At 66.1% G+C, this 25,562-nt stretch carries 21 protein-coding genes; 8 read left to right on the top strand and 13 right to left on the bottom strand.

The window, feature by feature from the left end; all coding sequences use genetic code 11:
- Positions 1 to 3 precede the first annotated feature (3 nt).
- From EPO41_RS26975 to EPO41_RS27005, 7 genes are all read right to left on the bottom strand, one after another.
- Positions 4 to 945 (bottom strand): ABC transporter permease, encoded by a 942-nt coding sequence (locus EPO41_RS26975; protein ID WP_296332130.1) that lies wholly within the window; start codon positions 943 to 945, stop codon positions 4 to 6.
- 8 nt (positions 946 to 953) lie between these two features.
- Positions 954 to 2,471, bottom strand: a complete 1,518-nt coding sequence (locus tag EPO41_RS26980; RefSeq protein WP_296332132.1) for an ABC transporter substrate-binding protein — start codon at positions 2,469 to 2,471, stop codon at positions 954 to 956.
- The gene (locus EPO41_RS26985) at positions 2,468 to 3,547 is read right to left on the bottom strand and encodes a dipeptide ABC transporter ATP-binding protein (protein WP_296332134.1); all 1,080 of its coding nucleotides are present in this window, start codon (positions 3,545 to 3,547) and stop codon (positions 2,468 to 2,470) included. The genes EPO41_RS26980 and EPO41_RS26985 overlap by 4 nt, the downstream gene beginning before the upstream one ends.
- Complete coding sequence (locus EPO41_RS26990) at positions 3,544 to 4,527, bottom strand: ABC transporter ATP-binding protein (RefSeq protein ID WP_296332136.1); 984 nt, start codon at positions 4,525 to 4,527, stop codon at positions 3,544 to 3,546. Before EPO41_RS26990 ends, EPO41_RS26985 begins: the two co-directional genes overlap by 4 nt.
- A 9-nt stretch (positions 4,528 to 4,536) precedes the next feature.
- Complete coding sequence (locus EPO41_RS26995) at positions 4,537 to 6,342, bottom strand: gamma-glutamyltransferase family protein (protein WP_296332138.1); 1,806 nt, start codon at positions 6,340 to 6,342, stop codon at positions 4,537 to 4,539.
- A gap of 50 nt (positions 6,343 to 6,392) precedes the next feature.
- Positions 6,393 to 7,277, bottom strand: coding sequence for a folate-binding protein (locus tag EPO41_RS27000; protein WP_296332139.1), 885 nt, complete (start codon positions 7,275 to 7,277; stop codon positions 6,393 to 6,395).
- A gap of 91 nt (positions 7,278 to 7,368) precedes the next feature.
- Positions 7,369 to 8,397: a hypothetical protein gene (locus EPO41_RS27005; protein ID WP_296332140.1), complete on the bottom strand. Its 1,029-nt coding sequence runs from the start codon at positions 8,395 to 8,397 to the stop codon at positions 7,369 to 7,371.
- A 322-nt stretch (positions 8,398 to 8,719) separates the two neighbouring features.
- Between EPO41_RS27005 and EPO41_RS27010 the strand changes: the two genes are divergently transcribed.
- Positions 8,720 to 9,712, top strand: a complete 993-nt coding sequence (locus tag EPO41_RS27010) for an MDR family oxidoreductase (protein ID WP_296332141.1) — start codon at positions 8,720 to 8,722, stop codon at positions 9,710 to 9,712.
- Between the two features lie 119 nt (positions 9,713 to 9,831).
- The gene (locus EPO41_RS27015; protein ID WP_296332142.1) at positions 9,832 to 11,241 is read left to right on the top strand and encodes a phospholipase D-like domain-containing protein; all 1,410 of its coding nucleotides are present in this window, start codon (positions 9,832 to 9,834) and stop codon (positions 11,239 to 11,241) included.
- On the opposite strand, the gene EPO41_RS27020 is transcribed toward EPO41_RS27015, so the two are convergent.
- Both EPO41_RS27020 and EPO41_RS27025 read right to left on the bottom strand, forming a co-directional pair.
- Positions 11,232 to 11,900, bottom strand: coding sequence for an endonuclease/exonuclease/phosphatase family protein (locus tag EPO41_RS27020; protein WP_296332143.1), 669 nt, complete (start codon positions 11,898 to 11,900; stop codon positions 11,232 to 11,234). The two genes, EPO41_RS27015 and EPO41_RS27020, sit on opposite strands and share 10 nt — an antisense overlap.
- A complete protein-coding gene (locus EPO41_RS27025; RefSeq protein WP_296332144.1) occupies positions 11,897 to 13,699 on the bottom strand; it encodes a cation:proton antiporter in 1,803 nt (600 codons plus the stop codon). Before EPO41_RS27025 ends, EPO41_RS27020 begins: the two co-directional genes overlap by 4 nt.
- A 77-nt stretch (positions 13,700 to 13,776) precedes the next feature.
- Here EPO41_RS27025 and denD point away from each other — a divergent pair, with 77 nt between their 5' ends.
- Positions 13,777 to 14,781, top strand: a complete 1,005-nt coding sequence (gene denD / locus EPO41_RS27030; protein ID WP_296332145.1) for a D-erythronate dehydrogenase — start codon at positions 13,777 to 13,779, stop codon at positions 14,779 to 14,781.
- On the opposite strand, the gene EPO41_RS27035 is transcribed toward denD, so the two are convergent.
- Positions 14,778 to 15,587: a class I SAM-dependent methyltransferase gene (locus EPO41_RS27035; RefSeq protein WP_296332146.1), complete on the bottom strand. Its 810-nt coding sequence runs from the start codon at positions 15,585 to 15,587 to the stop codon at positions 14,778 to 14,780. The genes denD and EPO41_RS27035 overlap by 4 nt on opposite strands.
- Before the next feature lie 105 nt (positions 15,588 to 15,692).
- Between EPO41_RS27035 and EPO41_RS27040 the strand changes: the two genes are divergently transcribed.
- Both EPO41_RS27040 and EPO41_RS27045 read left to right on the top strand, forming a co-directional pair.
- On the top strand, positions 15,693 to 17,042 hold the full coding sequence (locus tag EPO41_RS27040) for a hypothetical protein (RefSeq protein ID WP_296332147.1): 1,350 nt from the start codon (positions 15,693 to 15,695) through the stop codon (positions 17,040 to 17,042).
- A gap of 11 nt (positions 17,043 to 17,053) precedes the next feature.
- On the top strand, positions 17,054 to 18,400 hold the full coding sequence (locus tag EPO41_RS27045) for a hypothetical protein (protein ID WP_296332148.1): 1,347 nt from the start codon (positions 17,054 to 17,056) through the stop codon (positions 18,398 to 18,400).
- Here EPO41_RS27045 and EPO41_RS27050 read toward each other — a convergent pair.
- Positions 18,397 to 19,947: a carboxyl transferase domain-containing protein gene (locus tag EPO41_RS27050; RefSeq protein ID WP_296332149.1), complete on the bottom strand. Its 1,551-nt coding sequence runs from the start codon at positions 19,945 to 19,947 to the stop codon at positions 18,397 to 18,399. The two genes, EPO41_RS27045 and EPO41_RS27050, sit on opposite strands and share 4 nt — an antisense overlap.
- Positions 19,948 to 20,056: 109 nt before the next feature.
- On the opposite strand from EPO41_RS27050, the gene EPO41_RS27055 reads away from it, so the two are divergent.
- A complete protein-coding gene (locus EPO41_RS27055) occupies positions 20,057 to 20,557 on the top strand; it encodes an ATP-binding protein (RefSeq protein ID WP_296332151.1) in 501 nt (166 codons plus the stop codon).
- On the opposite strand, the gene EPO41_RS27060 is transcribed toward EPO41_RS27055, so the two are convergent.
- Positions 20,503 to 21,600: a biotin-dependent carboxyltransferase family protein gene (locus tag EPO41_RS27060; protein WP_296332152.1), complete on the bottom strand. Its 1,098-nt coding sequence runs from the start codon at positions 21,598 to 21,600 to the stop codon at positions 20,503 to 20,505. The genes EPO41_RS27055 and EPO41_RS27060 overlap by 55 nt on opposite strands.
- Complete coding sequence (gene pxpB / locus EPO41_RS27065; protein ID WP_296332154.1) at positions 21,597 to 22,334, bottom strand: 5-oxoprolinase subunit PxpB; 738 nt, start codon at positions 22,332 to 22,334, stop codon at positions 21,597 to 21,599. Before pxpB ends, EPO41_RS27060 begins: the two co-directional genes overlap by 4 nt.
- A 38-nt stretch (positions 22,335 to 22,372) precedes the next feature.
- Between pxpB and EPO41_RS27070 the strand changes: the two genes are divergently transcribed.
- Together EPO41_RS27070 and EPO41_RS27075 are read left to right on the top strand one after the other, a co-directional pair.
- Complete coding sequence (locus tag EPO41_RS27070; protein WP_296332156.1) at positions 22,373 to 23,170, top strand: 5-oxoprolinase subunit PxpA; 798 nt, start codon at positions 22,373 to 22,375, stop codon at positions 23,168 to 23,170.
- A gap of 93 nt (positions 23,171 to 23,263) precedes the next feature.
- Positions 23,264 to 25,561 (top strand): xanthine dehydrogenase family protein molybdopterin-binding subunit, encoded by a 2,298-nt coding sequence (locus EPO41_RS27075; RefSeq protein ID WP_296332158.1) that lies wholly within the window; start codon positions 23,264 to 23,266, stop codon positions 25,559 to 25,561.
- Position 25,562 lies beyond the last annotated feature (1 nt).

Here is a 25,562-nt window from a genome sequence, read left to right on the forward strand (position 1 = left end):
CGGTCAGCCCCGCAGCCGTGGATTGACGAGCACATAGGCCACGTCGGCCAGCAGGTTCAGCACGATGTAGGTCGTGGCCGTCACCAGCACGACGCCTTGCACGACGGCGTAGTCACGGTTGAACACCGAATCGACGATCAACTTGCCGAAGCCGGGGATGGTGAAGATCTGCTCGGTCAGCACCGCGCCGGACAGGAGCGTGCCGAACTCGAGGGCGCCCAGGGTGATCACCGGCGTCATGGCGTTGCGCAACGCATGCTTCAGCACGACGCGCCTCTCGTAGAGCCCCTTGGCGCGGGCGGTCCGTACGTAGTCTGCGCCCATCGCCTGCAGCATGGCACTGCGCGTGTGTCGCATCAGCACGGCGGCGATGGCGTTGCCCAGCACGAAGGCCGGCATCACGGTGGTGGCGAGGCTGGCGCGCCAGTCCTCGCCCAAACGCACGTAGCCCGAGGCCGGCAGCCAGCCGAGCGTCACCGAGAACAGGAAGATCATCAGGATGCCCAGCCAGAAATTGGGCGTGCTGAGACCCCACAGGGCGAAGATGTTGGCGCCATAATCCCAGGCGGTGTCCTTCCTGACCGCCGAGATGATGCCGGCCGGAATGCCGATGCCCAGCGCCACGATCAGCGCCATGGCAGCGAGTTGCAGGGTCACCGGTAGCTTTTCGGCGACCAGCGACGACACCGAACTCTTTAGGCGCATCGACTCGCCCAGGTTTCCGGAGAGCACGCCTTTGATCCAGTAGAAGTACTGGACCGGGATCGGCTCGTTCAGCCGGTACTGCTCGCGGATCTCCTCGAGCACCTTCGGGTCGCGCTCCTCTCCCGCCATGATCAGCGCCGGGTCGCCCGGCAGGAGCTGCTGCAGGCCGAAGATCAGCATCGACACCAGGATCAGTGTCGGGATGATCTGCAGCAGTCGCTGGGAGAGGAAGGTCAGCAAGGCTCGATCTACTTCAGCTTGACGCCGACGACGCGGATCAGCCCGTCCGGCATCTGCTTGTAGCCGTCGACCTTGTCGGAAAGCGCGACCAGGACGCGGCGATGGTACAGGTACTTGATCGATCCCTCGGGCAGGTACTTGGCGGTGATCTTCTCATAGATCTTCTTCCGCTCGGCGGGATCGCTCTTGATGCGCGCCTCGTTGTGCCAGGCGTCGACGTCCTTGTCGCAATAGCCGGAGTTGTTCTGCGGCTGGCCGCAGACATGGAAGATATAGGAGTTGCCGTCGGGGTCGCTGCGGCCGGACCAGCCGATCAGATAGAGCTGGTAGTCGCCGCTCTCGGACTGCTTCAGCGAGGTCGCGAACTCGGTGACGCGGATCTTGAGGTCGAACCCGGTCTCCGCGACCATCGACTGCAGCACCTCGGCGACCTGACGGGTTTCCGGGTTGTTGGGGACCATGAAGTCGAGCGACATGCGGCCCGTGACGCCCGCTTCCTTCAGCAGCGCCTTCGCCTTGGCGACGTCGCGCTTCGGCACCGGGAATGCCTGCTGGTAGTAGGGGTTGGTCGGGTTGATCCACTGGTTGCCGACGACGAACTCGCCGTTGAACACGACCTGGTTCAGCGCCTCGCGATCGATCGACAGCTCGAAGGCCTGGCGGACGCGGGCGTCCTTCGCGAGCGGCGTGTCGGCCTTCGGACCGTTCGAAAGGTTGATCGTGAGGCCCTGGTAGCCGAGCTCGACCGCCGTCACGAGCTTGAGCTTCGGATTGTCGCGCACCGTCTTGATGTCGGTCGCCAGCACGCGCTCGATCATGTCGAGGCTACCCGAGCGCAGGTTGGCCAGACGCACGGTTGAATCTGTGATCGGCAGATAGGTGATCCTGTCGATGAAGACCTGGTCCTTGTTCCAGTAGTCGGCGAACTTCTCGACCACGATGCGGTCCTGCTGGACCCTTTCGACGAACTTGTAGGGGCCGGCACAGACCGGCTTCAGGCCGAATTTGTCGCCGGCGGCCTCCGCGGCCTTGGGCGAGACCATCATGCCGGCTCGGTCGGTGAGCTGGGCCAGCAGAGGCGAGAAGGGCTCCTTCAGGTTGAGTTTGACGGTCGTGGGATCAACGACGTCAATCGACACGATGGAGGCGAGCTCCGGCCGTCGGAAGGAGCCCTTCATGTTGAGGTGGCGTTCGAGGCTGTACTTGGCCGCGGCGGCGTCGAACGCCTCGCCGTCATGGAACTTGACGCCGGGGCGGAGCTTGATCGTGACCGTCTTGCCGTCGGCCGAGGTCTCGTGGCCGAGCGCAAGCTGCGGCACGATCGCGAGCTTCTCGTCGATGTCGAACAGCTTGTCACAGATCGAGGAAAAGACGATGCGGCCGACATAGGTGCGGGCCAGGGTCGGATCGAGCACGTCCGGATCCTCGGCGAGACCGACGCGCAGGTTGCTCTGGGCCGCCGCGCCGGACAAAGCGAGGCCGATGAACGTGGCGGCCAGCGTCAGGCGATGAAACGTCTTCTTCATGTTGCCTCCGTTTGAGTTGTGACGAACGCCGCCTGCAGGCGGGCCAAGCGCAGGCGGTCTTCGTTGTTGCCCGTTCCCTCGGCGAGCGGGGGCGCGGGAGGAAGGTCGGGCCACCACGGACAGGCGGTGGCGTGACCTGCGCCGTCATCGATCAGTTCCGGCACATCGATCCTGCACGATTCGCGGGTGTAGATGCACCGCGTATGGAAGCGACAGCCCGGCGGTGGGTTCATCGCGCTCGGAATGTCGCCTTCCAGCAATGTACGCTCGCGCACGACCGTAGGATCCGGCTGCGGCACGGCGGAAAGCAGCGCGCGCGTATAAGGATGGCGCGGATGACGGAAGAGTTCGTCGGTCGAGGCGGTTTCCACGATCTTGCCGAGATACATCACGGCAATACGGTCCGCGATATGCTTCACGACCGCGAGATCGTGGCTGATGAAGACATAGGCCAGGCCGAAGCGCGCCTGAAGCGACCGCATCAGGTTGACGACCTGTGCCTGGATCGAGACGTCGAGCGCGGAAACCGGTTCGTCGGCCACGATGAGCTTGGGCTCGACGGCGAGCGCGCGGGCAATTGCCAGCCGTTGGCGCTGGCCGCCGGAGAACTCGTGCGGGTAGCGTCGAGCGTGTTCGGGCCGCAAGCCGACCAGCTCCAGCAACTCGCCGACCCGCGCGCGTCGCGCTGACTCTGAAGCGGCGAGCCCGTGCAGCATCAACGGCTCGCCCAGCATGGCGCCTACCGTCATGCGCGGATTGAGCGAGGCGTAAGGGTCCTGGAAGATCACCTGCATGTGCCGGCGCTGCGCACGCATGCGCGAGTCCGACAGGCGGAGAAGATCCTCGCCTTCGAAGCGAACGCTGCCGCCCGTGGGTTCGAGCAGGCGCAACACCAGACGGCCGACCGTCGACTTGCCGCAGCCCGATTCGCCCACGATCGCCAGCGTTTCGCCCGCGTCGACGTGGAAGTCGACGCCATCGACGGCGCGGACATGGCCGGAGACGAGTCCGAAGGCGCCGCTCTTCACCGGAAAGTGCTTCTGGAGCCCCCGAACCTCGAGCAGAGCACCGCTCATGGAACGACCTGCAAGAGCGGGGCGCGGCGGCAGCGCGTGAGATGCCCCGGTGCGACCTCCCGGAGCGCGGGCGGTGCGGCGATGCATTCCGGTTCGACGAAGGGGCAGCGGGCGGCGAACCGGCAACCGGCAGGCGGCCGGGTCATGTCGGGCACGCGGCCCTCGATCGAAGGCAGCCGCTCGCGCTTCTCGTCGAGTCGCGGAATCGATCCCAGCAGGCCGACCGTGTAGGGATGCTCCGGCCGCGCGAAGAGATCGCGCACGGTAGCCCGCTCGACGATCTGACCCGCATACATCACCGCCACGTCGTCGGCCATTTCCGCCACGACGCCGAGATCGTGGGTGATCAGGATGATGGCGGTCCCTGTGTCGCGGCGCAGGCCGCGCATCAGGTCGAGGATCTGCGCCTGGATTGTGACGTCGAGCGCGGTCGTGGGCTCGTCGGCGATCAGGAGCTGCGGTCCGCAGGCCAGCGCCATGGCGATCATCGCGCGCTGGCGCATGCCGCCGGAAAGCTTGTGAGGATAGTCGTCGATGCGCTTCTCGGGCGAGGGAATGCGCACCAGCTTCAGCACCTCGATGGCGCGTGCACGAGCGGCGGCCTTGTCCAGGTCCTGATGCCGCTGGATCGCTTCCATGATCTGGTCGCCGATCGTGTAGGAGGGATTGAGCGAGGTCATCGGCTCCTGGAAGATCATCGCGAGCCGCGCACCGCGCAGGTCGCGGAGCAGGCGGGCGTCGAGGGTGAGCAGGTCGCGCCCCTCGAACACCACCTGGCCGCTCACCCTGGAGTTTTCCGGGGGCAGCAGACCCATGATGGCGAGCGACGTCACGCTCTTGCCGCAGCCTGATTCGCCCACGAGGCCCAGTGTGCGACCACGTCCCAGTGCCAGGTCGAGACCGTCGACGGCATGGACGATGCCGTCGTCGGTCGCGAAATCGACCTTCAGTCCGCGCAGTTCCAGCAGCGCTTCACTCATGGACGCGCATTATCGGCCCGCCGCGTAGCCCTGCATGCCACGCGGATTGGCGGCCGCCTTGCGCCACGGATCGTCGCGCGTCGCGGCGGTGAGACGGCCTTCGGACCACTGGTCGTTCACCTCGACCTCGTGGCCGCGCTTCTTCAGCTCGGCGACGGTGTCCTTGGGGATACGGCCTTCCAGCACCAGAACGCCGGGGCGCGCGGTGCGCGGCCAGAAGGAGGAGGGGAAGTGCTCGCTGTGCCAGGCCGGCGCATCGATCGCCTCCTGCAGGTTCATGCCGCAGTGGACGTGGCGCAGGAAATGCTGCGTGACCCACTGGTCCTGCTGGTCGCCGCCCGGCGATCCCCAGACCATGTACGGCTCGCCGTCGCGGTGGGCGAGGGTGGGCGTGAGCGTGCTGCGCGGCCGCTTGCCCGGCGCCAGCGAACCCGGGAGCCCTTCCTCCAGCCAGAACATCTGGCCGCGCGTGCCGAGCGGAAAGCCGATCTCGGGAATCACCGGCGAGCTCTGCAGCCAGCCACCCGAGGGGGTGGCCGAGATCATGTTGCCGTCCTTGTCGATGATGTCGAAATGCACGGTGTCGCCGTTGGTCTGGCCGACGCGGCCGACGGTCGGCTCGCCGGCGCCGCTCGACGCGACGCCCAGCCGCACGCCGTCAGCGCGGCGCAGCTTCACGACGCCCCCATAGCCGTCGACCTTGCCGGGACGCTGCTCCATCGAGGCGTAGGCCGGATCGACCAGCGCGCGGCGGTCGGCATTGTAGGCGTCCGATAGCAGGGTCTGCATCGGCACGTCGACGAACGCCGGATCGCCATAGAATGCCTCGCGATCGGCATAAGCCAGCTTCAGGCATTCGACCTGCAGGTGGATGAAGTCGGGGCCGGTCGGATCCATGCCGTCGAGATCGAAACCCTTGAGCAGGGCGAGCTGCTGCAGAACCACCGGGCCCTGCGTCCAGGCGTGCGCCTTGCAAACCGTGTACCGACCGTAGTCGTAGGTGAGCGGTGCCTCGACCGTCGCCTGCCAGTTCGCCATGTCCTGGCCGGTCAGCACGCCCCGGTTGGGCTTGCCGGAGACGTCCATGACGTCCTGCGTGCGGCAGAAATTGTCGATCGCTTCGGCCACGAAGCCCTGACTCCAGGCTTTCCGCGCGCGCTCGATCTCCGCGTCGCGCCCGCCGCCGCCGGCTTCGGCCTCCTTCAGGATGCGGGCATAGGTGTTGCCGAGGGTGACGTTGCGAAAGAGCGACTCGGGCTTTGGGACATTGCCGCCCGGCAGGAACACGTCGGCCGAGCTTTTCCAGTGGGTGCGGAACTGCTCGGCGACCGTGGCGATGGTCGCACTCGCGCGCTCGACGAGTGCATGGCCGTTCAGCCAATAGCCGATGGCGGGCGACAGCACGTCGGCGAGGCGCATCGTGCCGTAGTCGCGCAACACGAGCATGTACGCGTCGAAGGTGCCCGGGATGCAGGCAGGCAAGAGCCCGGTGCCGGGAATGAGGTCGAGGCCAAGGCCCTTGTAGTGGGCGATGGTGGCGCCGGCCGGCATCGGACCCTGGCCGCACACGACCTCGGTCTTGCCGCGGCGGACATCATGCAGGATCAACGGCGCATCGCCGCCGGGACCGCAGAGATGCGGCTCTACAACCTGCAAGGTGAAGGCGGTGGCAACGGCCGCGTCGAAGGCGTTGCCGCCCCGCTCCAGGATGCCCATGCCGACGGCGGTCGCGATCCAGTGCGTGGAGGTGACGACGCCAAACGTGCCGACGATTTCCGGCCGTGTGGTGAAGGGATTGGGATTGATACGCTTCACGGTCATCTCCTTGGGCAGGCGGCGCGGAGAGACCTTAAAGACCGTGGGCCCTAGCCGCTAGGGGCACCCGGGTCGGGAAGGTGCATCCAGTCAGGGATTTCCGGCACGATGCGCGTCGCACCTGCCATCAGCGCGGTACCACCGGCGCGCGCCGCGTCGAGCCGCAGCATCGCCAGGGCGCGATCCCCCGTGCCGGAGCGCAACTCGCCGACTTCCTCGCCGTTGCGATGGACCGGCGTCCCGGGTTCTGGCAGCGGGCCTTCGACCTTGACGGGAAACAGGCGCTTCCTGATCAGGGCGCGGTATTTGGTGCGGGCCGTCAGCTCCTGGCCCATGTAGCAGCCCTTTTTCCAATCCACGCCGTTCAGCTCGTCGAAGCCGTTCTCGAGCAGCAAAGCTTTCTCGACCTGGAGATCGCGACTGCCGTCGGGTACGCCAAGCGGCAGTCGCAGCGCGTCGTAGCTGGCAAGGGACGCTTCGACGAAGCCTCGCGCCGAAAGGAGCGTCGCCGCCTGTCCCGCCGGAGCGATCACGCGGACGCCCAGCATCCCTAGTCGGGGATCGGCGAACGACACCGCTCCCTCGATGCCAAATGCCCCCGACGTGTCGTCTCCGAACACCGCGGCGACTTCGAGCGCGGCTCCCAGATCCTCGACGGCGACCTTGGAGCGCAGCTTGTACATCTTGAGTTTCTTCACGAGAGCCGGCGCCCGCTCGCGCTCGGTCTCCACGAAGAACGTGTCGCTGCCGGCATCGGCCACGAACATGTCGTTGAGGAAGCGTCCTTGAGGCGTGAGCAGCGCGGCCCAGATCGCGTGGTCCGGTGCCACCTTCCTCGTGTCGTTGGAGATCAGACCCTGCAGGAACTCGATGCGGTCGGCACCAGCGACGGAGATCACGCTGCGATGGGGCAGCAGGCTGAAAAAGGACGGCATGATCATAGAGGTGGGGGCCGCTTCGATGCTTGGCAAGCATCTCATGGCCACAGGCCTAATGTGGACAATCGGCGGCCGGAGGCGAAGCCTCTCAACGATATGCGCGCTCTCGTCGAACGTCTTCCGGAAATTCCTGCCGGATGGTTGTGGCGCGATGGCTCGGCCAGCTGAAGAGACTGCAATCCACGCCCAGATCGCTCAACCGGGCAATTGCCGCGTCGCGAATCTCGGGGTCCGCCAGCCAGTCCCGCCCGGCATCCTCTGACGGGCGCATGTGGCTGTCCTGGCCGTTGCGGGTGCCGTCGAGCGAATTGCCGAGCTTGCCCTCGATGGCGCGCATATGTTCCTTCCGCACCAGCCTCACCGCGGCAGGCAACATCGGCCAGTCTCGGTGCATGCCGCAGAAATGGTCGAGCAGGCGCGTCGCCGTTTCGACCGGCCGGTCGATCAGGTTATCGTAGGGGATCAGCTTCACCAGGCCGGGATACCGCTCTGCTTGGAGTTGATAGGAGATGAACTGGCGGGCGTAGGAGACCAGCGCCGCATCAAACAGGTATTCCTGGAAGGACATGTCGGCGACCGGGCGGCCCCGCAGCAAATGGTACGCCGGACTGACATGTGCCTGGCAGTAGCGGAAATAGGAGAAAGCCTGGTCAACCGGGTTACGGTAGACGAGGGCGATCGGCGCTCCGCGTCCCTTGCGTGCCGCACGGTCCATCGCTGGCACCTTGACGGGGGCATAGTCGTAGTCCGCCAGATCCACGGGCGTGTGCCGATAGCTCTTCTCCTCGTGGAAACAGTCGTAACCAGGCACGTGGAACGAAGTGTGCCGCCACCAGTGCCTTGCCGAAACCATGTCGTGGAAGCCGGGACACACCGTATGTCCGATGAACATATGTTCGTCCGGCAGGGTCCCGGCCACTCGAAACAGCGGCCCGCCTCTGAAACGATTGAAGTCGAAGGCCGCGCCCAGCGGATCGCCGATGACTTCGCCTGTCAGAAGATCGTCGAGGCGGCCGCCTTGTTCGAGATGGCATACGAAAGAGAAAAGATAGCGCAGGAACCAGGTGCCCGAGCGCGGCACGGTCGACAGGACGGGGAGGCGATAAGTTCCAAACATGCAAACCGGTACGCAGTAAGCGCCCCTCATCTCCCCGTAATCTGTAAGGCAAATTACCTTATCAGCCCCGAAGTATTCTTGTTCGCTATTTTTTGCATGTCGTCTCAGTAGCGGCGCAAGTCTCGATACCCGTCTTCGTATGTGTGCGATCCGCGGAGAAAATATACACACACTTTTTCAGTGGATATATGCCTTTGCTCTGGACGTGGGCTGACGGCAGCGGTTGCCCAGCGGCGCGGACAGCGAAACGGGACGCCCGCCGAGACTGTTTGAGCGTTGGCGGTCTTGCTACAGAACTGCTTCGAATTGATTGGGGGTTTCCATGACTTTCCGCGCGCTTGTCTTGACTCAGGGTGCCGACCGAAAGGTCAGCGGCGCCATCGAAACCCTGCCCGAGGACAAGCTGCCGGCGGGCGACGTCGTCGTGGCGATCGACTATTCGACCCTGAACTACAAGGACGGCCTGGTGCTCACCACCGGGGGTGGATTGGTCAAGACCTGGCCCCATGTCGGCGGCATCGACCTTGCCGGCACGGTCGAGACGTCCGGGAATGCCGCGTTCAAGGCCGGCGACAAGGTCGTGTTGAACGGCTATCGCGTGGGAGAACTGCATTGGGGCGGCTATGCCACCAAGGCGCGCGTGAAAGGTGACTGGCTCGTCAAGTTGCCGGCTTCCCTCTCGACCAGGCGCGCAATGGCGATCGGCACGGCGGGCTACACATCGATGCTCTGCGTAATGGCCCTCGAGAAGCATGGCATCGATCCGGCAAAGGGCGAGATTCTGGTCACGGGAGCAGCCGGCGGGGTTGGCTCAGTGGCCGTCGCGATCCTGGCGAAACTTGGCTACGCGGTGGTAGCGGCAACCGGCCGGCCACAGGAGGGCGAATACCTCAAGTCGCTCGGCGCCACGACGATCATGGACCGCAAGGAACTGACCGAGGCGCCGGACCGGCCGCTGCTCGGCGAGCGCTTTGCCGGCGTCGTCGACACCGTATCCGGCGTGATGTTCGCCCGGGCGCTGGCGCAGGTGAAGTACGGCGGTGCGGCGGCAGTTTGCGGTCTCGCGGCCGGGCCATCGTTCCCCGGTTCGATCCTGCCGTTCATTCTGCGTGGCATAACCGTTTACGGCATCGACTCCGTGATGCTGCCGAAGGCGCCGCGTGAAGAGGCGTGGCGCCGTCTCGGGAGCGACCTGCCTCTCGACAGGCTCGATAGCACCGTGAGCGAGGCGGGCCTGGGCGATCTGATGGCTCTGGCGCCCAGGATCCTCAAGGGGGAGGTCCGCGGTCGCGTCGTCGTCGACGTGAACAAATGATGTGGGCACGTCAATCCCGTTCGCCTGAAGCGCCCGCCAGGCGCATGGCGTTCGACGCAGGTCGTCGCTAGAACAGTCCCTCGATCAGCCGCGTTGCAGGGACCGGGGGAACGGGCGAAGTGACTCTCGATGACAATGTAGCGGCGTTGGTCGGAACGGCCGCCGCGGTAGGCCACGTCGCCATCGCGGCAGCTGTCACGGTCCACGTTCTGCTCTACAAGCGCAGCGTCGGCGCCGCGGTTTCGTGGATCGGCATCGCCTGGCTCTCACCCTTCCTGGGCGGCCTGCTCTACGCCATCATGGGCATCAACCGCGTGAAGCGGCGCGCCTTGAGGCTCAAGAGACAACACACGCCGCTCGCCGCGGCTGCGCCTGCGGCGTCAGTCGCGCGGGATTCGCTGACGCCGCTGGAATACGCGGTCGGGCGGCTCACGGGCCTGCCGTCGAAGCCGGGCAACATCGTCGAGATGCTGCACAGCGGCGACGAAGCCTACCCGCGGATGCTCGAGGAAATCGGCCGGGCCAAGACGACCGTTGGCCTCTGCAGCTACATATTCCGCGCCGACTCCGCCGGCGAGAAGTTCCACGAGGCCCTGATCGCGGCCCAGCAGCGGGGCGTGAAGGTGCGCGTCCTGATCGACGGGGTCGGCGGCGGATACTTCTGGTCCGGCACCTACAACCGGCTGCACCAGGCAGGCGTTCCGGTCGCGCGTTTCCTGCACTCCTATTTCCCCTGGCGCACGCCCTTCGTGAACCTGCGCAACCATCGCAAGCTGCTGGTCATCGACGGTCGTGTGGCCTTCACCGGCGGGCTCAACATCGGAGCGGAAAACGTCATCGCCGGGAACCCCACCCATCCTGTGCGCGACACGCATTTCCGCATCGAAGGTCCGGTCGTCGAGCAGCTCACCGATGCCTTCGCCGACGACTGGCAGTTCACGACGGGCGAGCAGCTCGACGACGACTGGTTCCCGACGCTCGAGCCGGTCGGGACGGTGATGGCGCGCGTGGTGCCCTCCGGTCCCGACGAAGACATGGAGCAGATCGAATTCGTGGCCTTGCATGCCATCTCCTGCGCCCGCGAGTCGATCCGCGTGGTGACCCCCTATTTCCTGCCGGGTGAACCGCTCACCATGGCGCTGGGCCTGGCAGCAATGCGCGGGATCAACGTCGACATCCTGCTGCCCGAGAACTCCAATCATGTGATCCTCGACTGGGCGCGGCAGGTGCCGCTCCAGCCGCTGATCCAGGCAGGTTGCCGCGTCTGGCTGCTGCCGGCGCCGTTCGATCATTCCAAGCTAATGACGATCGACGATTCCTGGTCGTTCATCGGCAGCGCCAACTGGGATACGCGCAGCTTCCGCCTGAACTTCGAACTGAACGTCGAACTGCACGACGCGGCCTTCGCGCGCCAGATCGGTGCGGCGACGACCCCGCAGCGCCGAATGACGGTGGCCGATATCGATGGCGTTTCGTTGCCGATCCGCCTGCGCAACAGCGCGGCAAGGCTGCTGCAGCCCTATCTGTAGAAGCGACGCAGCCTGTCCTTGCGGGTCGGCGACGGAGCGGGCTCGGCGTGCGGCCCTTCGAGATGCAGTTCGAGCCTGATCGGCCGGTGGTCGGACGGGCCGAAGTCCAGCGCTGCGGACGCGCGGCAGACGAGCCCGTGGGCCAGGCAGCGATCGAGGCGGACCGGCATGACGTTGCCCGAGAGGTGTGTCGGCTCGCGCGGACCGACATCGGTGAACCCCGGCAGGAAGATGGGACCGACGGCATTGTAGTCGCCGATGATCGCCGACGGCTTTCCCTGAAGTGCCGCGGCGATGCGGGCAAGCTGGCGGCGGTTGAGAAGCTGGCCGTGCGAAAGATGAACGTTGGCGAAGGTGATTTCGCCCATCTGGATGATCTGGGCGCGCCGGCGCGGCAGTCGGCCGGGGAGTCGCGATGCCGGCAGCGAGAGGGCCACGGGGCGTGGAAAATGGGTCGGGCTCCAGACCGCCAGGCCGTGAATCCGGCCCAGCCACGACAGCCTGTAGAAATGACCGCCGACCAGACTAGGCAACGCCTCGATATGCCGGGTCGCCTCCTGCATGAGAAGGATGTCGGGCTTCTGGCTGTCGATCAGCGTCGCCACATCCTCGACGGCGGCGCCGGTGAGGCGCAGCAGGTTCCAGCTGATGACCTTCACGGCTTGGCGGCCTTGTCGCGCCTGGCGCGGCGGATCTGCGCCGTCATCGATCCGGTGCCGCCGGCGGCGGCCTGCAGTTCGTTGCGCACCTGCTCGCGCCGCTCATGGATCGAGGCGATGACGAGGCCCATCGGGACGCCCAGACCGACGAGCGCCGACTCGGCCAGCTGCAGGCTCGCCTCGATGGTCTCCGGCACGGTGTCGGTGACCGCCAGCGTGTAGAGATGCAGCGCATGCTGGGCGTCGTGGGCCCGTGCCACGATCATCACGTCGGGCCGCCGTGCGCGCACGGCGCGCACGACATCGTCGACCGCCGCCGTGTCTATGGTGACGATGACGCCCGTCGCCTCATCAATGCCGCAGCGCTGCAGGAACAGCGCGTTCGAGGCGTCACCGAAGTAGACGGGGCGCCCGAGCTTGCGCCAGCGCTCGACGCGGGCGGCGTCGCGGTCGGCGGCGATGTAGGAAATCTCGTGCTTGTCGAGCAGGTCACAGACGAGCTGGCCCACGCGTCCGTGGCCGACCACGATCACGCGCTTGGCGTGATCGGACGGTGGCAGCTGTATCGCCGGCGCACCGCCCGTCACTTGCTTGGCCACGCGCAGGGCGGCTCGACGCGCGAACAACGATACGAAGGGCAGCGTACCCATGGTGAGCGACACCACCGCGAGAACGCCCGCGGCGACCCCGGGATTGATCAGGCCGAACTCTGCGGCGAGCCCGATACCAATAAAGGCGAACTCGCCGCCGGGCGCCAGCAGCAGGCTGGTCTCGACGCTGGCGGCCCATGGCACGCCGAACAGCCGGCAGAGGGGAACCAGCAGGGCCGTCTTGGCGGCCATCATGGCGATGAAACCGCCGATCACGAGTTGCGGTTCCCGCCAGATGAAGCTCAGGTCGATGTGCATCCCGACGGAGAAGAAGAAGACGCCGAGCAGCAGCCCGCGAAACGGGTCGATCATCGCCTCGACGGCGCGCCGGTATTCAGTTTCGGCCAGCAGCAGACCGGCGATGAAGGCGCCCAGCGCCATAGAGAGGCCCGCGAAGGCCGCGATCACGCCCGATCCGACGGCGATCAGCAGGGTCGCCGCCATGAAGAATTCCGGATTGTCGGTGCTGGCGGCCAGGCGGAACAGCGGCTTCAGCACCACTCGCCCCACGAGAGCGATCGCCGCGATGGCCAGAATGGCCTCGACCACGGCGACAATGACTCCCTGGACCACCGACCCGTCCGAATGGCCCCCGAGGGCGCTGATCAGGAAGAGGAGGGGCACCACGGCCAGGTCCTGCGCCAGCAGGATGGCGAAGCTGGTGCGTCCGGTGGTCGACATCATGCGGCGCTGACCGGACAGCAGCTCCATCACGATGGCGGTCGAGGACAGCGCCAGACAGGTGCCGATGATGAGTGCGGCGGCGGCGGGTTGGCCGAACCACAAGGCGGCCAGGCTGATGGCCAGGGCCGAGAGGACGACCTGCAGGCCGCCCAGTCCGAAGACCAGCCGGCGCATGGTGACCAGGCGGCGCATCGAGAGTTCGAGGCCGATGAAGAAGAGCAGGAAGACGATGCCGAGATCGGCGATGAAGCTGATCTGCCGCTCGCCGGTGACGGTCAGCCAGTCGATGGCGCGGGAATAGTCGGCGAGGTGGCCAAGCCCGTGCGGGCCCAGTGCGGCGCCAACGACCAGGAAGCCGAGGACCGGGCTGATCTTGAGGCGGTGCACGACGGGTGCGACGACGGCCGCCGTTCCCAGGATGATGAGAGCGTCCTTGAATACATAAATGTCGCTGGGGCCTGCCATCTCCCGCAAACATAGACTGCAAGCCGTGATCTGTGCACACTTTCGACGTCACGCAACGAAATCGGGACGGAAACGACATGAAGGTGGTCATCACCGGCGGCGCAGGCTTCCTCGGCAAGAAACTCGCCCGGCGCATCCTGCAGCAGGGAGAGATCGCGGGCGCCTCGGGCCAGCCCCAGAAGGTGAGCGAGCTGCTGCTGTTCGACGTCGCGAAGGCGGAGGGTCCGGGCCTCGACGATCCCAGGGTGAGGACGCTGGCCGGCGACATCTCCAATTTCGCGACCGTGCAGTCGATCGTGCAGGGCGCGTCGACCGTGTTCCATTTCGCCGCCGTGGTCAGCGCTGGCGCCGAGGCCGATTTCGACCTGGGCTATCGGGTCAACCTCGACGGCACGCGCAACGTCCTGGAAGCCTGTCGGGCGCTCGGTACCAATCCGCGCGTCGTGTTCACGAGCTCGCTGGCCGCCTTCGGCGGCGATCTCCCGCCCGCGGTCACCGACGACACGCCCCTGACGCCCCAGACATCCTACGGCGCCCAAAAGTCGATCGGCGAGTTCCTGGTCCGCGACTACACGCGCAAGGGCTTTTTGCGCGGCACTTCGGTGAGATTGCCGACGATCTGCGTGCGCACCGGCCTGCCCAACAAGGCGGCCTCGACCTGGGCGAGTTCGGTGCTTCGCGAGCCGCTGACCGGCGTCGACGTGGTCTGTCCCGTGACACCCGAGACGGTCATGGTAGTCCTCAGCCCGCGCAAGACGGTCGACGCCTTCATGCGCCTGCACGATCTGCCGCCGGACGCCTTCGGTCCCGGCCGCACGCTGCTTCTGAACGGCATCAACGTGACGGCGAAGGAGCTTGAGCAGGCGGTCGGCCGGCATGCCGGCAATCGCAAGGTGGGCAAGGTCGTCTGGCAGCACGATCCGGCGATCCAGAAGATCTGCGACGGCTGGCCCCAGGGCATCGACTCGGCCCGGGCGCGACGCCTCGGCTTCGAGACCGACAAGGATCTCGACGAGGTGGTGCGCAACTTCATCGCCGACGATATCGACGAGCAGATGAAGATCGCGAGACCTGCGGCTTAGCCGCCGCGCAGCATCCGCCAGCCGTTCTGGAGGTGCCGCATCGGCCCCCAGACATGGCGTGTCCGCATCATGTGCCAGCGTTGCGGTTCGTTGTCGGGGCCCGCGATGGCCCCGGCATCATCGACGAAGTCGGTGATGCCGACGGCATCGGTGTCCCATGGACCGGTCGTCTTGAAGATCGTCGTCTTGGCGCCGTAGCCCTGCAGCGCGCGCGACATGCCCGAGGCCATGAAATCCATGTAGCGCGGCAGGCTCTCGGGCCTGCAGAGATAGCCCTTGTTGAAGCCGACGGCGAGAAGGCGGAAGTGGAACGGGTTCTTCTCGAGGTAGCGGATGACCTCGGTCGTATTGGCCGGGTAGCGTGGCGAGAAGAAATCGTCGATCACGACGATGCCCTCGGTGTTGACGATCCGGTTGGCGAACTCGAGTTCGCGATAGACGGCCGTGCCGGTATGCTCGCCGTCGATATGGAACCAGCGCACCGACTGGTGCATCGCCTGCAGGTCGAGCTTGGCCGGCAGGTCGGCCGAGGGGCCTGACAGCGGCACGATGTTCGTGGGCTTGGCGCCGACCGACTCGATCGAACGGTGGACGGCGGCCTCATCCAGCCGGAGATCGCAGAGATAGAGCTTCTCGTTGCCCTTCCGGTAGGACGCCAGGACCGACGCGGACCGTCCCCGCCACACGCCGATCTCGAACAGGTCGCCGGAAGCACCGGCCTGCTGGTCGAGCAGGGCACGCCAGACGCAATAGGACTGGAACATGAACCAGCCTGGAATCGCGTCGATTTTCTCCCAACTGAGCATCCGCCATCCTTGTTTGCCGCGCCTTGCTAACAGCGCCCCATCGACGCTGCAAGCCGTGAAGGCTTGCACCTCCGGCGCGGGTCCTGTAGGCCCCCTCGCGGGGAAATGCCAACAACTACAGTCGCATACAGGTCCGCTGTCGGCCTGCTCTGGATCCTGGCGCTCTGGTACAGCTGGGAGTGCCGGGGGCTTTTCGTCGATGGATCTGCATTCCTCGTGCAGGTCGCACGGCGTGAGTTCTTCTTCGACTTCTACGACCCTCGCCTGTACGCGATGGTCCTAGGTCAGGCGCCGATCCTCACGGCAGTGTTCCTCGGTGTCACCGACCTGCATTTGCTGGCCCAGCTATTGTCGCTGGGCCTTTTCGCCCTTCCGACCGCGCTCTACCACCTCGCGCTGATGCGAGTGAAGGACGATCCGGTCCTGCTGGCGGCAGTCCTCGCGGCGATCGGCGTCGTCTTCATGACGACGTCCTTTTTCATCGTCGGCGAGTACAACACGGCCTACGCCATCGGCATCGTCGTGGCCGTCCGGCTGGTGACGGCGAGGGAACTCAGCGTCGGCGACGGGGCCTTCCTGGTCGCGGTCGGACTGCTGGCGATCCGGACTTACGAGGTGATGCTCTACCTGGGGCCCCTGCTGGCCCTCATGATCGCCTGGACGGTCTACCGGATCCGGCCGCGACCCCTTGTCGCCACGTTTCTCTACCTGGCCGCCATCCTGCCATTCCTGGGCGGCATGTGGGTCGCGGCGGACTCGGTGATCCACCCTTTCTCGGAAGACCATCTCAGCCGGACTGCCGCGACGGTGCTCGACGCCTGGCAGAACGTCCAATTCGACCTGGCGATGGGCGCGGCTCTGGTCATCTCCGGCTGGGCGCTCTTGCGTCCGCGGGATCTCGCCGGCCGCAGACCTTACGTCCTGGCCGGCATCTTCCTGATCCTGCTTGCGCTGTCACCGTTGCTGGTGCTGACCGACTCGCTGGTGCGGCCGCATGCCAAGTCGCAATATACCGCCCGCAGCCTCGCGGGCCTCGTCATCGCCACCATCGTCGTGCTGATGTGGCTTTATACGTCGCCGCTCGGCGCCCGGTTCGCCTCGTTCGTCGCCTTGCGCCGAACCGAAATATCGAGCCGGATGCTTGCCTTCGCCTGCCTGATCGTGCTCGCAGTATTGCCGTCCAACATCTATCTCACGCTCGAATGGTGCCGCTATCTCGATACGGTGCGAACGATCGTGCGCAGCAACAGCGGCGTGATCGCCTACGAAGCCACGCCCCTTTCGCGGCGTCCTCTCGAGACGCTGGTCGAGTCGTGGATCCTGCCCAGCCAGAGCCTGGCCTTGCGTGGCAAACGCGGCGACGGAATCATCGCGCCGCCGCGCGGCTTCAACAACTGGCAACCATTCCCGCCGGCCGAACCCTATCCGCTGGGGCACTACATGTGGCGCGACTGATCGTGCCCACGATGTCGCCGGTCGCCGTCGCCCGGAGTATCGCGGTGCTCCTCTGGGCCCTCGCGTTGCATAACACGGTGACCTGTCGTGGCCTGTTCTGGGACGGCGCCTCGTTCTTGGTGAATCTGCTCGACCACGGGCATTTCCACGATTTCTATGCCGCCCGGGCCCACGTCGATTGGGTGACGCAGGCTCCGGTGCTGCTGCTGGCAGAGGCGGGCGTCCGCGACACGAGGATGCTGGCCATCGCCTATTCGGCAGCCTTGTTCGCGCTGCCGACCGCCTTCTATCACCTCGCCCTTGTGCGTGTGCGCCGCGATCCCGTGCTGCTGGCGGCCGTGTTGGCGATCATTGCCGCGGTCTACCTGCCGACCTCGTTCTTCATCGTCGGCGAGTACAACGTAGCCTTTGCCTGCATTACCGCCGCCATGGCGGTCGCGCTCACGACCGACGGCACCCGCCGTCGGGACGCCGCCCTGCTGCTGGCCTTCGGCCTGCTCTGCCTGCGCTCCTACGAGGCCACGATCTACCTCGGACCGCTGCTGGCGGCTGCGATCCTGTGGTCGGCCCGGCGTGGCGGCGGGGATCCCGGGACCAAGATCCTGTTCCAGCTGGCGGCGCTCGCCTTTATCGGCGCGGCACTCGTCTCGGCTGTGACGATCTTCGACTATTGGGACCATCCGCACTTCATGAAAGTGCGCTCCACTAGTGTCGATTTCTGGCAGAACATGCAGTTTGCCATCCCCCTTGCGGGATTTTTGATCTGTCTTGTCGCCGGCGTGCGACGGCCGGCCTGGCTGCAGGGGCGCGGGCCGGTCGTGGTGATGGGGGTCATCGTCGTGCTGCTGGCCGTGTCGCCGTGGTGGCGGATCGTGCATGCGCCCTCGATACTCTATCCGCCTTCGCACTATGTCGCGCGTCAGGCGGCCGGCATGCTTCTGGCGGCGCTTCTCATCGGCATGTGGCTACAGGTGGCGTATCGCAATCCGCCGGCAATCTTTGTCGCGGTACGCCAGCCCGAGGTGGCAAGCCGCATGGTGTTGCTGTTCGGGGCGCTCGCCGTCGCGGGAGCGATTCCCGACATCGCATTGACCCGGCTGTGGAGCGGCCACATCGAGCAACTACGCCTCGTCGTGGACCAACGTACCGGTATCGTGAGGGCCGAGACGCTGCCCCTGCACGACTGGCCGACCAAGTTGTTCTTCCAGGATTGGTCGTATCCGGCGTTGAGCGCGGTGGTCAGCCGCGCGCCCGGGCAGTCTTATATCGTTTCCGATCAGGACTATCTCAGCAACCCACCCTTCGAGCCCGCCTGCGGCATGCTGCCGAAGCTCGAGGGCTATGGCTGGCGCCGTTAAGGTCGCATCCACATGCTGGCGGGGCCGCTGCCGCGCACCGGGGCGGCGAGGTCGACGAACTCGCAAAGGATCCTGCGCGTATCGCGCGGATCGATGATCTCCTCGATCCAGAAGCTCTCGGCGCTGCGGAACGGCGACCGCAGCTTGTTGAGGCGATCCTCGATCTCGGCCATCTTGGCCTTGGGATCGTCGGCCCCGTCGATGTCGGCGCGATAGGCGGCCTCGATGCCGCCTTCCAGCGGCAGGGATCCCCAGCGGCCCGAGGGCCAGGCGTAGCGCCAGTTCATCCGCGAGCCGTTCTGGTGCGCGGCGCCCGCCACACCGAAGGCGTTGCGGATGATGAAGGTGCACCACGGCACGGTCGTCTGGAACATCGACGACATGGCGCGCACGCCCTGGCGGATGACGCCGCTCTTCTCGGCCTCGAGGCCGATCAGGAAGCCGGGGCAGTCGCAGAAATAGACGACCGGCAGGTGGAAGGTCTCGGCGAGGTCGAGGAAGCGCGTCACCTTCTGGCAGGTATCGGACGTCCAGCCGCCGCCATAGAACATCGGATCGCTGGCCATCACCGCCACCGGCCACCCGTCGACTCGCGCGAAGCCGGTCACGACCGAGCGACCGTAGAGCCGGCCCATCTCGAAGAAGCTGCCTTGGTCGACCACCTTCTCGACGATCGGCCGGATGCGATAGACCTTGCGGGTGTCGCGCGGGATGGCGTCGAACAGGGATTCCTCGCGCCGCGCCGGATCGTCGGTCACGGGGCCGCGCGGCGGCGCCTCGTATACCGAGGAGGGCAGATAGGAGAGGAAGCGGCGCGTTGCGGCGAAGGCCTCGTCCTCGCTGTCGACGGCTTCGTCGATCGCGCCGGCCCGCAGCTGGATTTCCCAGCCGCCCAGTTCCTGCTTGTCGTATTGCTTGGGGCTCAGCCGGTTCACCACCGGCGGACCGGCGACGAACATCGCGGAGACTTCCTTCACCATCACCGAATAGTGGGTGGCGGCCAGCCGCGCGGCGCCGAGGCCCGCGACGGAGCCGAGGCCGAGGCCCACGGTCGGCACCGCGCCCATGTTGCGTACGGTCCATTCCCAGCCCGCGACGCCCGGCACATTGGCGCGGCCGGTCGTCTCGATCGTCTTCACGGATCCGCCGCCGCCCGACCCCTCGATCAGGCGCACGACCGGAATGCGGTACTGGTTGGCGTAGCGTTCGACGTAGTTGGACTTCTCCTTGATCGTGGCATCGGCCGATCCGCCGCGCACCGTGAAGTCGTCGCCGGTGACGGCGACGTGCCGTCCGTCAATCTTGCCGCGGCCCATGACGACATTGGCCGGCGTGAGATCGACCAGGTCGTTGCGGCCGTCATATTCCGCCTTGCCGGCGACGCTGCCGATCTCGCGGAACGAATCCTTGTCGAGCAACCGGTCGATGCGCTCGCGGACCGTCAGGCGGCCGCCATCGTGCTGGCGCTTGACCTTGTCGGCGCCGCCCATGCGCTTCGTCATTTCCTGACGGCGGCGCAGTTCGTCCATTTCCGGTTGCCAGCTCATCTCGACGCATCCCCCGATCGTTTGTCGGAACGTTTCCAGCCCTCGCGGTTCGTACCAACGAAGACCCGGACCGGCTACAGTAAAGCGGCTTTCGCGGGGGAGCCGACCGATGGACGAAACGGCAGAGCAGGGACAGGCGACGCTCCACATGATCTGCGGCAAGATCGCCGCCGGAAAGTCGACGCTCGCCGCCAGGCTGGCGGAGCGCGCGGGCACGATTCGCATCAGCGAAGATGTATGGCTCGCCTGTCTCTACAAGGATGAGCAGAAGACGATCGAGGACTATGTGCGCAACTCACGCCGCCTGCGTGAGGTGATGGGCGACCATGTCGTGGCTCTGCTGGAAGCGGGCTTGTCAGTGGTACTGGACTTTCCTGCAAATACGCCGGCCAGTCGCCAGTGGATGCGCAGCCTCTTCGAGCGGGCCGGTGCGGATTACCGACTGCACCTTCTCGACGTGCCGGATGAGGTCTGCAAGGCGCGGCTGCGCGCCCGCAACGCCGCCGGCACGCACGCCTTCAACGCCAGCGATGCCGAGTTCGATCTCTTTACAAGCTACTTCGTGCCGCCTTCGGCCGAAGAAGGCTTCGAGGTCGCGCTCCACGGCTGATCGAAAACGACGCCGTCGATCAGGTTCTCTTCGTAGAGCCGGGCCAGGTCGATACCGCCCGGTGGGCGCGCCGCGACGAATCCAGCGATGGCGCGCTGGAGCCTGGCCTCCTGGTCGCGGCGCAGGGCCTCGGCTTCCTCGACGGTGATGGCTGCGAAGCGCACGGTCTGGCCCGGCAGCAGGCGTCCGAGGCGCGGCAGGTCGACCGACGCAACTGTGGCGATCTTCGGATAGCCGCCGACCGTCTGCCGATCGGCCAGCAGCACGATCGGCAGGCCGGCGCCGGGCACCTGGATGGCGCCGGGCGCGATGCCGTCGGAGATGATGTCGGCGCCGCCGTGGTCGACGCTCTTCGCGTGGGCGATCGTCGGTCCCTCGAAGCGGATGCCCATGCGATCCGCTTCCTTGGAAACGCGATACTCGCACTCGACGAAGGTGCGGCGGCCCTCATCGCTGAAATAGTCCTCCTGCGGTCCCCACACCACGCGCAGCGGTCCGCTGCCATAGTCAAACGGCTGCGCCAGCTTGCGCTCGTCGCCCGCGGCGGCGGCCGCCTGCGCCAGCGGCAGCAGGTCGCCCGCCGCGAGCTTGCGACCGTCGAAGCCGCCGATGCCGGCCCGTGAATAGGTCGAAAGACTGCCCATGAAGGCCGGCAGGTCGAAGCCGCCGGCCACGGCAAGGTAGGCCGTGCTCGATCCCTCGATCATGCCAACACGCAGGATCTGGCCCCGCTTCAGGAGGTGACTTCGGTCGGACTCCAGCGGCTTCGCTGCGGCATCCGGTCCTTCGATCAGCGCGGGCGAGAGTGGCCCCACGAGCGCAATGTGCACGCTGTCGGCCTCGACCAGCAGGTCCGGCCCCATGACTCCGATCTCGAGCCCGGCGGTGTTGGCGGGATTGCCGGCCAGCGCATTGGCGAGGCCGAGGCCGATCCGGTCCATCGCGCCGGCGGTCGGCATGCCCAGCGCCATGAAACCGGTGCGGCCGAGATCCTGCAGCGTGTCGAACAGGCCGGCGCGGACGACCTTCAATCCGGCGATCATTTGCTTTTCACCAGGCTCGACCAGTCGAACGTGCCGGCCTCGACCTCACCGGCGATGCGGTCGAAGTTCTCGCGGTCGATGCGCTCGAAGGTGAGCGAATCGCCGGGTGACAGGAAGACCGGCTGCTCGCGGCGCTTGTCGAACATCCACAGCGGTGTGCGGCCGATCAGGTGCCAGCCGCCGGGACTTTCGAACGGATAGATCGTCGTCATGTCCATGGCGATGGCGACGGAAGAGCGTGGCACCCGCACACGCGGCTGGCTGCGGCGGGGTAGAAACAGGGATTGGTCGAGCCCCGCCACGTAGGCGAGGCCCGGCATGAAACCCAGCACATAGACCTTGAAAGGCGAGGCGAGGTGGGCCTCGATCACCTGTTCCGGCGTCTTCTTCGCACGCTCCGCGACCTCGGCCAGGTCGGGCGCGAATTCGGGATCGTCGTAACAGCACGGTACGGTGACCTGGCGGCTCACGGCGTCGGCCGGCAGGCCGCGGGCGATCAGCGCATCGACCTTGGGCTGGAGATTGGCGCGGGAGGTCGCAAGGGGATCGTAGGTCACCATCAGGGACCGCATGGTGGGGACGGTCTCGACGACGCCCGCAATCTCGCCGCCCTCGCGGGCCAGGCTGATCGCGGCGTGGAGTGCCATGACCCGGCCATTGATCTCGGGGGAAATCTCGTTGCCGAATTCGACGGTGAAGGCGGTATCGCCGCAGGATAGGTATCGAACGCTCACATCTGCTAGGATAGCGTCTCAGATTGAGGGAGTCTCCCATGGCCGCCGCGACCAATGCAGGACACGTCAACATCAATTCGGACCTGGGCGAGAGCTTTGGCCCCTGGGTGATGGGCAACGATACGGAGGTCCTGAAGATCGTGGCCTCGGCCAATGTGGCGTGCGGCTTCCATGCCAGCGATCCGGTCGTGATGATGGATACGGTGAAGCTCTGCGCGCAGAACGGCGTGTCGATCGGCGCCCATCCGGGTTTCGCCGACCTGCAGGGCTTCGGCCGCCGCGTCATCAACCTCACGATCAAGGAGCTGGAGGCCAACATCGCCTACCAGATCGGGGCGTTGCAGGCGATCGCGGCCCTCCACGGCGCCAAGGTGACCCACATGAAGCCTCACGGCATGATGGCCAACATGTCGGCTGAGAGCCCGGAAATGTCCGAGGCGATCGCCCGCGCAACCCGGGCCGTGGATCGGGACCTGATCTTCCTCGCCCAGGCCAACACCGAGCAGGGCAAGGCCGCCCGCAAGCACGGTTTGCGCGTCGCCGAGGAAGTCTTCGCCGACCGCACCTATACGGATGCCGGCTTCCTGACGCCGCGCAAGGAAGCCAATTCGATGATCAAGGACCCGGCCAAGGCGGTCGAGCATGTCCGCCGCATGGTCGACGAACAGGCGATCTATTCCACTTCGGGGAAACGCATCCCCTGCCAGGTCGATTCCATCTGCGTGCACGGCGACGGGCCGACGGCGGTGACCGTGTCCAAGGCCGTCCGCGAGGGCCTCGAGGCGGCCGGAATCCGGATCGTGCCGCTGCCCGAGATGCCCAGCCTACGTCACTGAGCTGGGGGACGATCCGTCGCGCTGACTTGTGGGACGCCGCTTCGCCGCTATAGTCCGGCCAATCCGGATGGGAATTCGTGGCGGGAGTGGCGTATGGCGGTGTTTGGCAAGGCTCAGTACATCAAGCGTGTCGAGGACGACCGGCTTCTGACCGGCACGGGCGGCTTCACCGACAACCTCTCGCGTCCGAACCAGGCGCATGTGGTTCTCGTCCGTTCTCCGCATGCCCATGCAAAAATCCTGAAGATCGACACGGAAGCGGCCAAGGCAGCCCCGGGCGTGGTTGCGGTCTACACCTGGGCCGACATGGAAAAGGACGGCGTCGGCAATTTCGCCTTCCCGGCGATGTTCCCGGCAGCCGACGGCAGCAAGCCCGAGATGACCCCGCGCCGGTCCCTGGCCCACGAGGTGGTGCGCTATGTCGGCGAGGCCGTCGTGGCCATCGTGGCGGACACACGCGAACAGGCCCAGGATGCCGTCGAACTGGTCGAGATCGAGTACGAGCAGCTTCCATCGGTCACCGAGATCGAGGATGCGCTGAAGCCTGGCGCACCCCAAGTCTGGCAGGGCGCGCCGGGCAACGTCGCCGGTTACAACAAGTTCGGCGACCATGCCAAGGCGGAGGAAGTCTTCAAAGGCGCCGCCCACGTCGTATCCTTGGACATCGTGCACCAGCGGCTGATCGTGAACGCCATGGAGCCGCGCGCGGTGATGGCGGAGTGGGAGAACGACCGGCTGATCGTCCATATCGGCAGCCAGAACCCGTCGGTCACGCGCGACACGCTGTGTGACGTCATTCTGAAGATGCCCAAGGACAAGGTGCGCGTCGTCGTGCGCGATATCGGCGGCGGCTTCGGCATGAAGGTCGGCATCCAGCCGGACGAGGCGGTGGCCGTGTGGGCGGCCAAGGTGCTCAAGCGCCCGGTGCGCTGGCGTGCCGAGCGCGGCGAGGAATTCGCCGCCACGACCGCCGGCCGCGACCAGTTCCACAAGGCCTCGATGGCCTTCGACAAGGATGGCAGGATCCTGGCGCTGCGCATGGAGGCCTTCGCCAATATCGGCGCCTATCCGTCGCGTGGCGGCGTGGTCATCCCGCTGTTCGTCGGCCCGAAGGTGACGACCGGCACCTACGACGTTCCGCTGATCGATCTCCGGATTACCTGCGTCATTACCAACACCGCCACGATCGGCGCCTATCGCGGCGCCGGCCGCCCCGAGTGCATCTTCAACCTCGAGCGCATGATGGACACGGCGGCGCGCCAGATTGGCATGGATCCGGCCGAGCTGCGCCGGCGCAATTTCGTGAAGCCCTCGCAGATGCCCTACACGACGGCGATGGGCGAGAAGTACGATTCCGGCGACTTCAATCTCTTCCTCACCAAGACGCTCGAGGCGGCCGACTGGGACGGCTTCGCGGCGCGCAAGGCCGAGGCCGAGAAGCGCGGCAAGCTCTATGGCCGTGGCCTCGCTTCCTACGTCGAATGGACCTCGGCCAACGTGATGAACGAGATGGCGCATTACGAGGTCAAGGAAGACGGCAAGGTCGTGATCTGGATGGGCACCCAGGGCATGGGACAGGGGCTGCAGACCAGCTTTACCCAGCTCGCCTCGGAGCTGCTGGGCATCGATCCGTCCCAGATCGAGATCGCCATGGGCGATTCCGATCGTGTCGGCGGTGTCGGCTCGATGGGCTCACGCTCGGCCTATATCGGCGGCTCGGCGGTGCTGAGCGGCAGCGAGAAGCTGGTCGACAAGGGCAAGGAACTGGCGGCCGACGCGCTGGAAGCGGCCACCGCCGACATCGTCTATTCGGCCGGCCGGTTCACCATCACCGGCACCGACCGCGGCATCGGCCTCGGCGAGCTGGCGGCGAAGCAGCCGGACAAGCGCATCTTCATCGAGAACGTGAACACGGTCGACGGCATCGCCTGGCCCAACGGCGCCCATGTCGGCGAGGTCGAGATCGATCCCGACACCGGCATGGTCGAACTCAAGCGCTACACGACGGTCGACGATGTCGGCAAGCCGCTGCACCGTCCGATCGTGTTCGGCCAGATCCATGGCGGCTGCGCCCAGGGCATCGGGCAGGCGCTGCTGGAGGAGAACGTCTATGATCGCGAGAGCGGCCAGCTCCTGACCGGCTCGTTCATGGACTACGCGATGCCGCGGGCTGGCACATTTCCGACATTCAACAACCAGCTCGACGACACGGTACCGGCCAAGAGCAACCCGATCGGCGCGAAGGGCGTGGGAGAATCCGGGACGGTCGGCTCGACGCCCACCGTGATGAACGCGATCATGGACGCTCTGTGGCCGCTCGGCGTGCGGAACATTCAGATGCCGGCGACGCCGCAACGCGTCTGGCAGGCCATCCAGGCAACGAGGAAGTAAC

It is taken from the genome of Reyranella sp. (genome assembly GCF_004297265.1).
Taxonomy (GTDB): domain Bacteria; phylum Pseudomonadota; class Alphaproteobacteria; order Reyranellales; family Reyranellaceae; genus Reyranella.

Coding starts and splice junctions, on each gene's coding strand:
- EPO41_RS26980 (WP_296332132.1), bottom strand. CDS start 2,471: ATGAAGAAGACGTTTCATCGCCTGACGCTGGCCGCCACGTTCATCGGC.
- EPO41_RS26985 (WP_296332134.1), bottom strand. CDS start 3,547: ATGAGCGGTGCTCTGCTCGAGGTTCGGGGGCTCCAGAAGCACTTTCCG.
- EPO41_RS26990 (WP_296332136.1), bottom strand. CDS start 4,527: ATGAGTGAAGCGCTGCTGGAACTGCGCGGACTGAAGGTCGATTTCGCG.
- EPO41_RS27000 (WP_296332139.1), bottom strand. CDS start 7,277: ATGCCGTCCTTTTTCAGCCTGCTGCCCCATCGCAGCGTGATCTCCGTC.
- EPO41_RS27005 (WP_296332140.1), bottom strand. CDS start 8,397: ATGTTTGGAACTTATCGCCTCCCCGTCCTGTCGACCGTGCCGCGCTCG.
- EPO41_RS27010 (WP_296332141.1), top strand. CDS start 8,720: ATGACTTTCCGCGCGCTTGTCTTGACTCAGGGTGCCGACCGAAAGGTC.
- EPO41_RS27025 (WP_296332144.1), bottom strand. CDS start 13,699: ATGGCAGGCCCCAGCGACATTTATGTATTCAAGGACGCTCTCATCATC.
- denD (WP_296332145.1), top strand. CDS start 13,777: ATGAAGGTGGTCATCACCGGCGGCGCAGGCTTCCTCGGCAAGAAACTC.
- EPO41_RS27035 (WP_296332146.1), bottom strand. CDS start 15,587: ATGCTCAGTTGGGAGAAAATCGACGCGATTCCAGGCTGGTTCATGTTC.
- EPO41_RS27040 (WP_296332147.1), top strand. CDS start 15,693: ATGCCAACAACTACAGTCGCATACAGGTCCGCTGTCGGCCTGCTCTGG.
- EPO41_RS27045 (WP_296332148.1), top strand. CDS start 17,054: ATGTCGCCGGTCGCCGTCGCCCGGAGTATCGCGGTGCTCCTCTGGGCC.
- EPO41_RS27050 (WP_296332149.1), bottom strand. CDS start 19,947: ATGAGCTGGCAACCGGAAATGGACGAACTGCGCCGCCGTCAGGAAATG.
- EPO41_RS27055 (WP_296332151.1), top strand. CDS start 20,057: ATGGACGAAACGGCAGAGCAGGGACAGGCGACGCTCCACATGATCTGC.
- EPO41_RS27060 (WP_296332152.1), bottom strand. CDS start 21,600: ATGATCGCCGGATTGAAGGTCGTCCGCGCCGGCCTGTTCGACACGCTG.
- EPO41_RS27070 (WP_296332156.1), top strand. CDS start 22,373: ATGGCCGCCGCGACCAATGCAGGACACGTCAACATCAATTCGGACCTG.
- EPO41_RS27075 (WP_296332158.1), top strand. CDS start 23,264: ATGGCGGTGTTTGGCAAGGCTCAGTACATCAAGCGTGTCGAGGACGAC.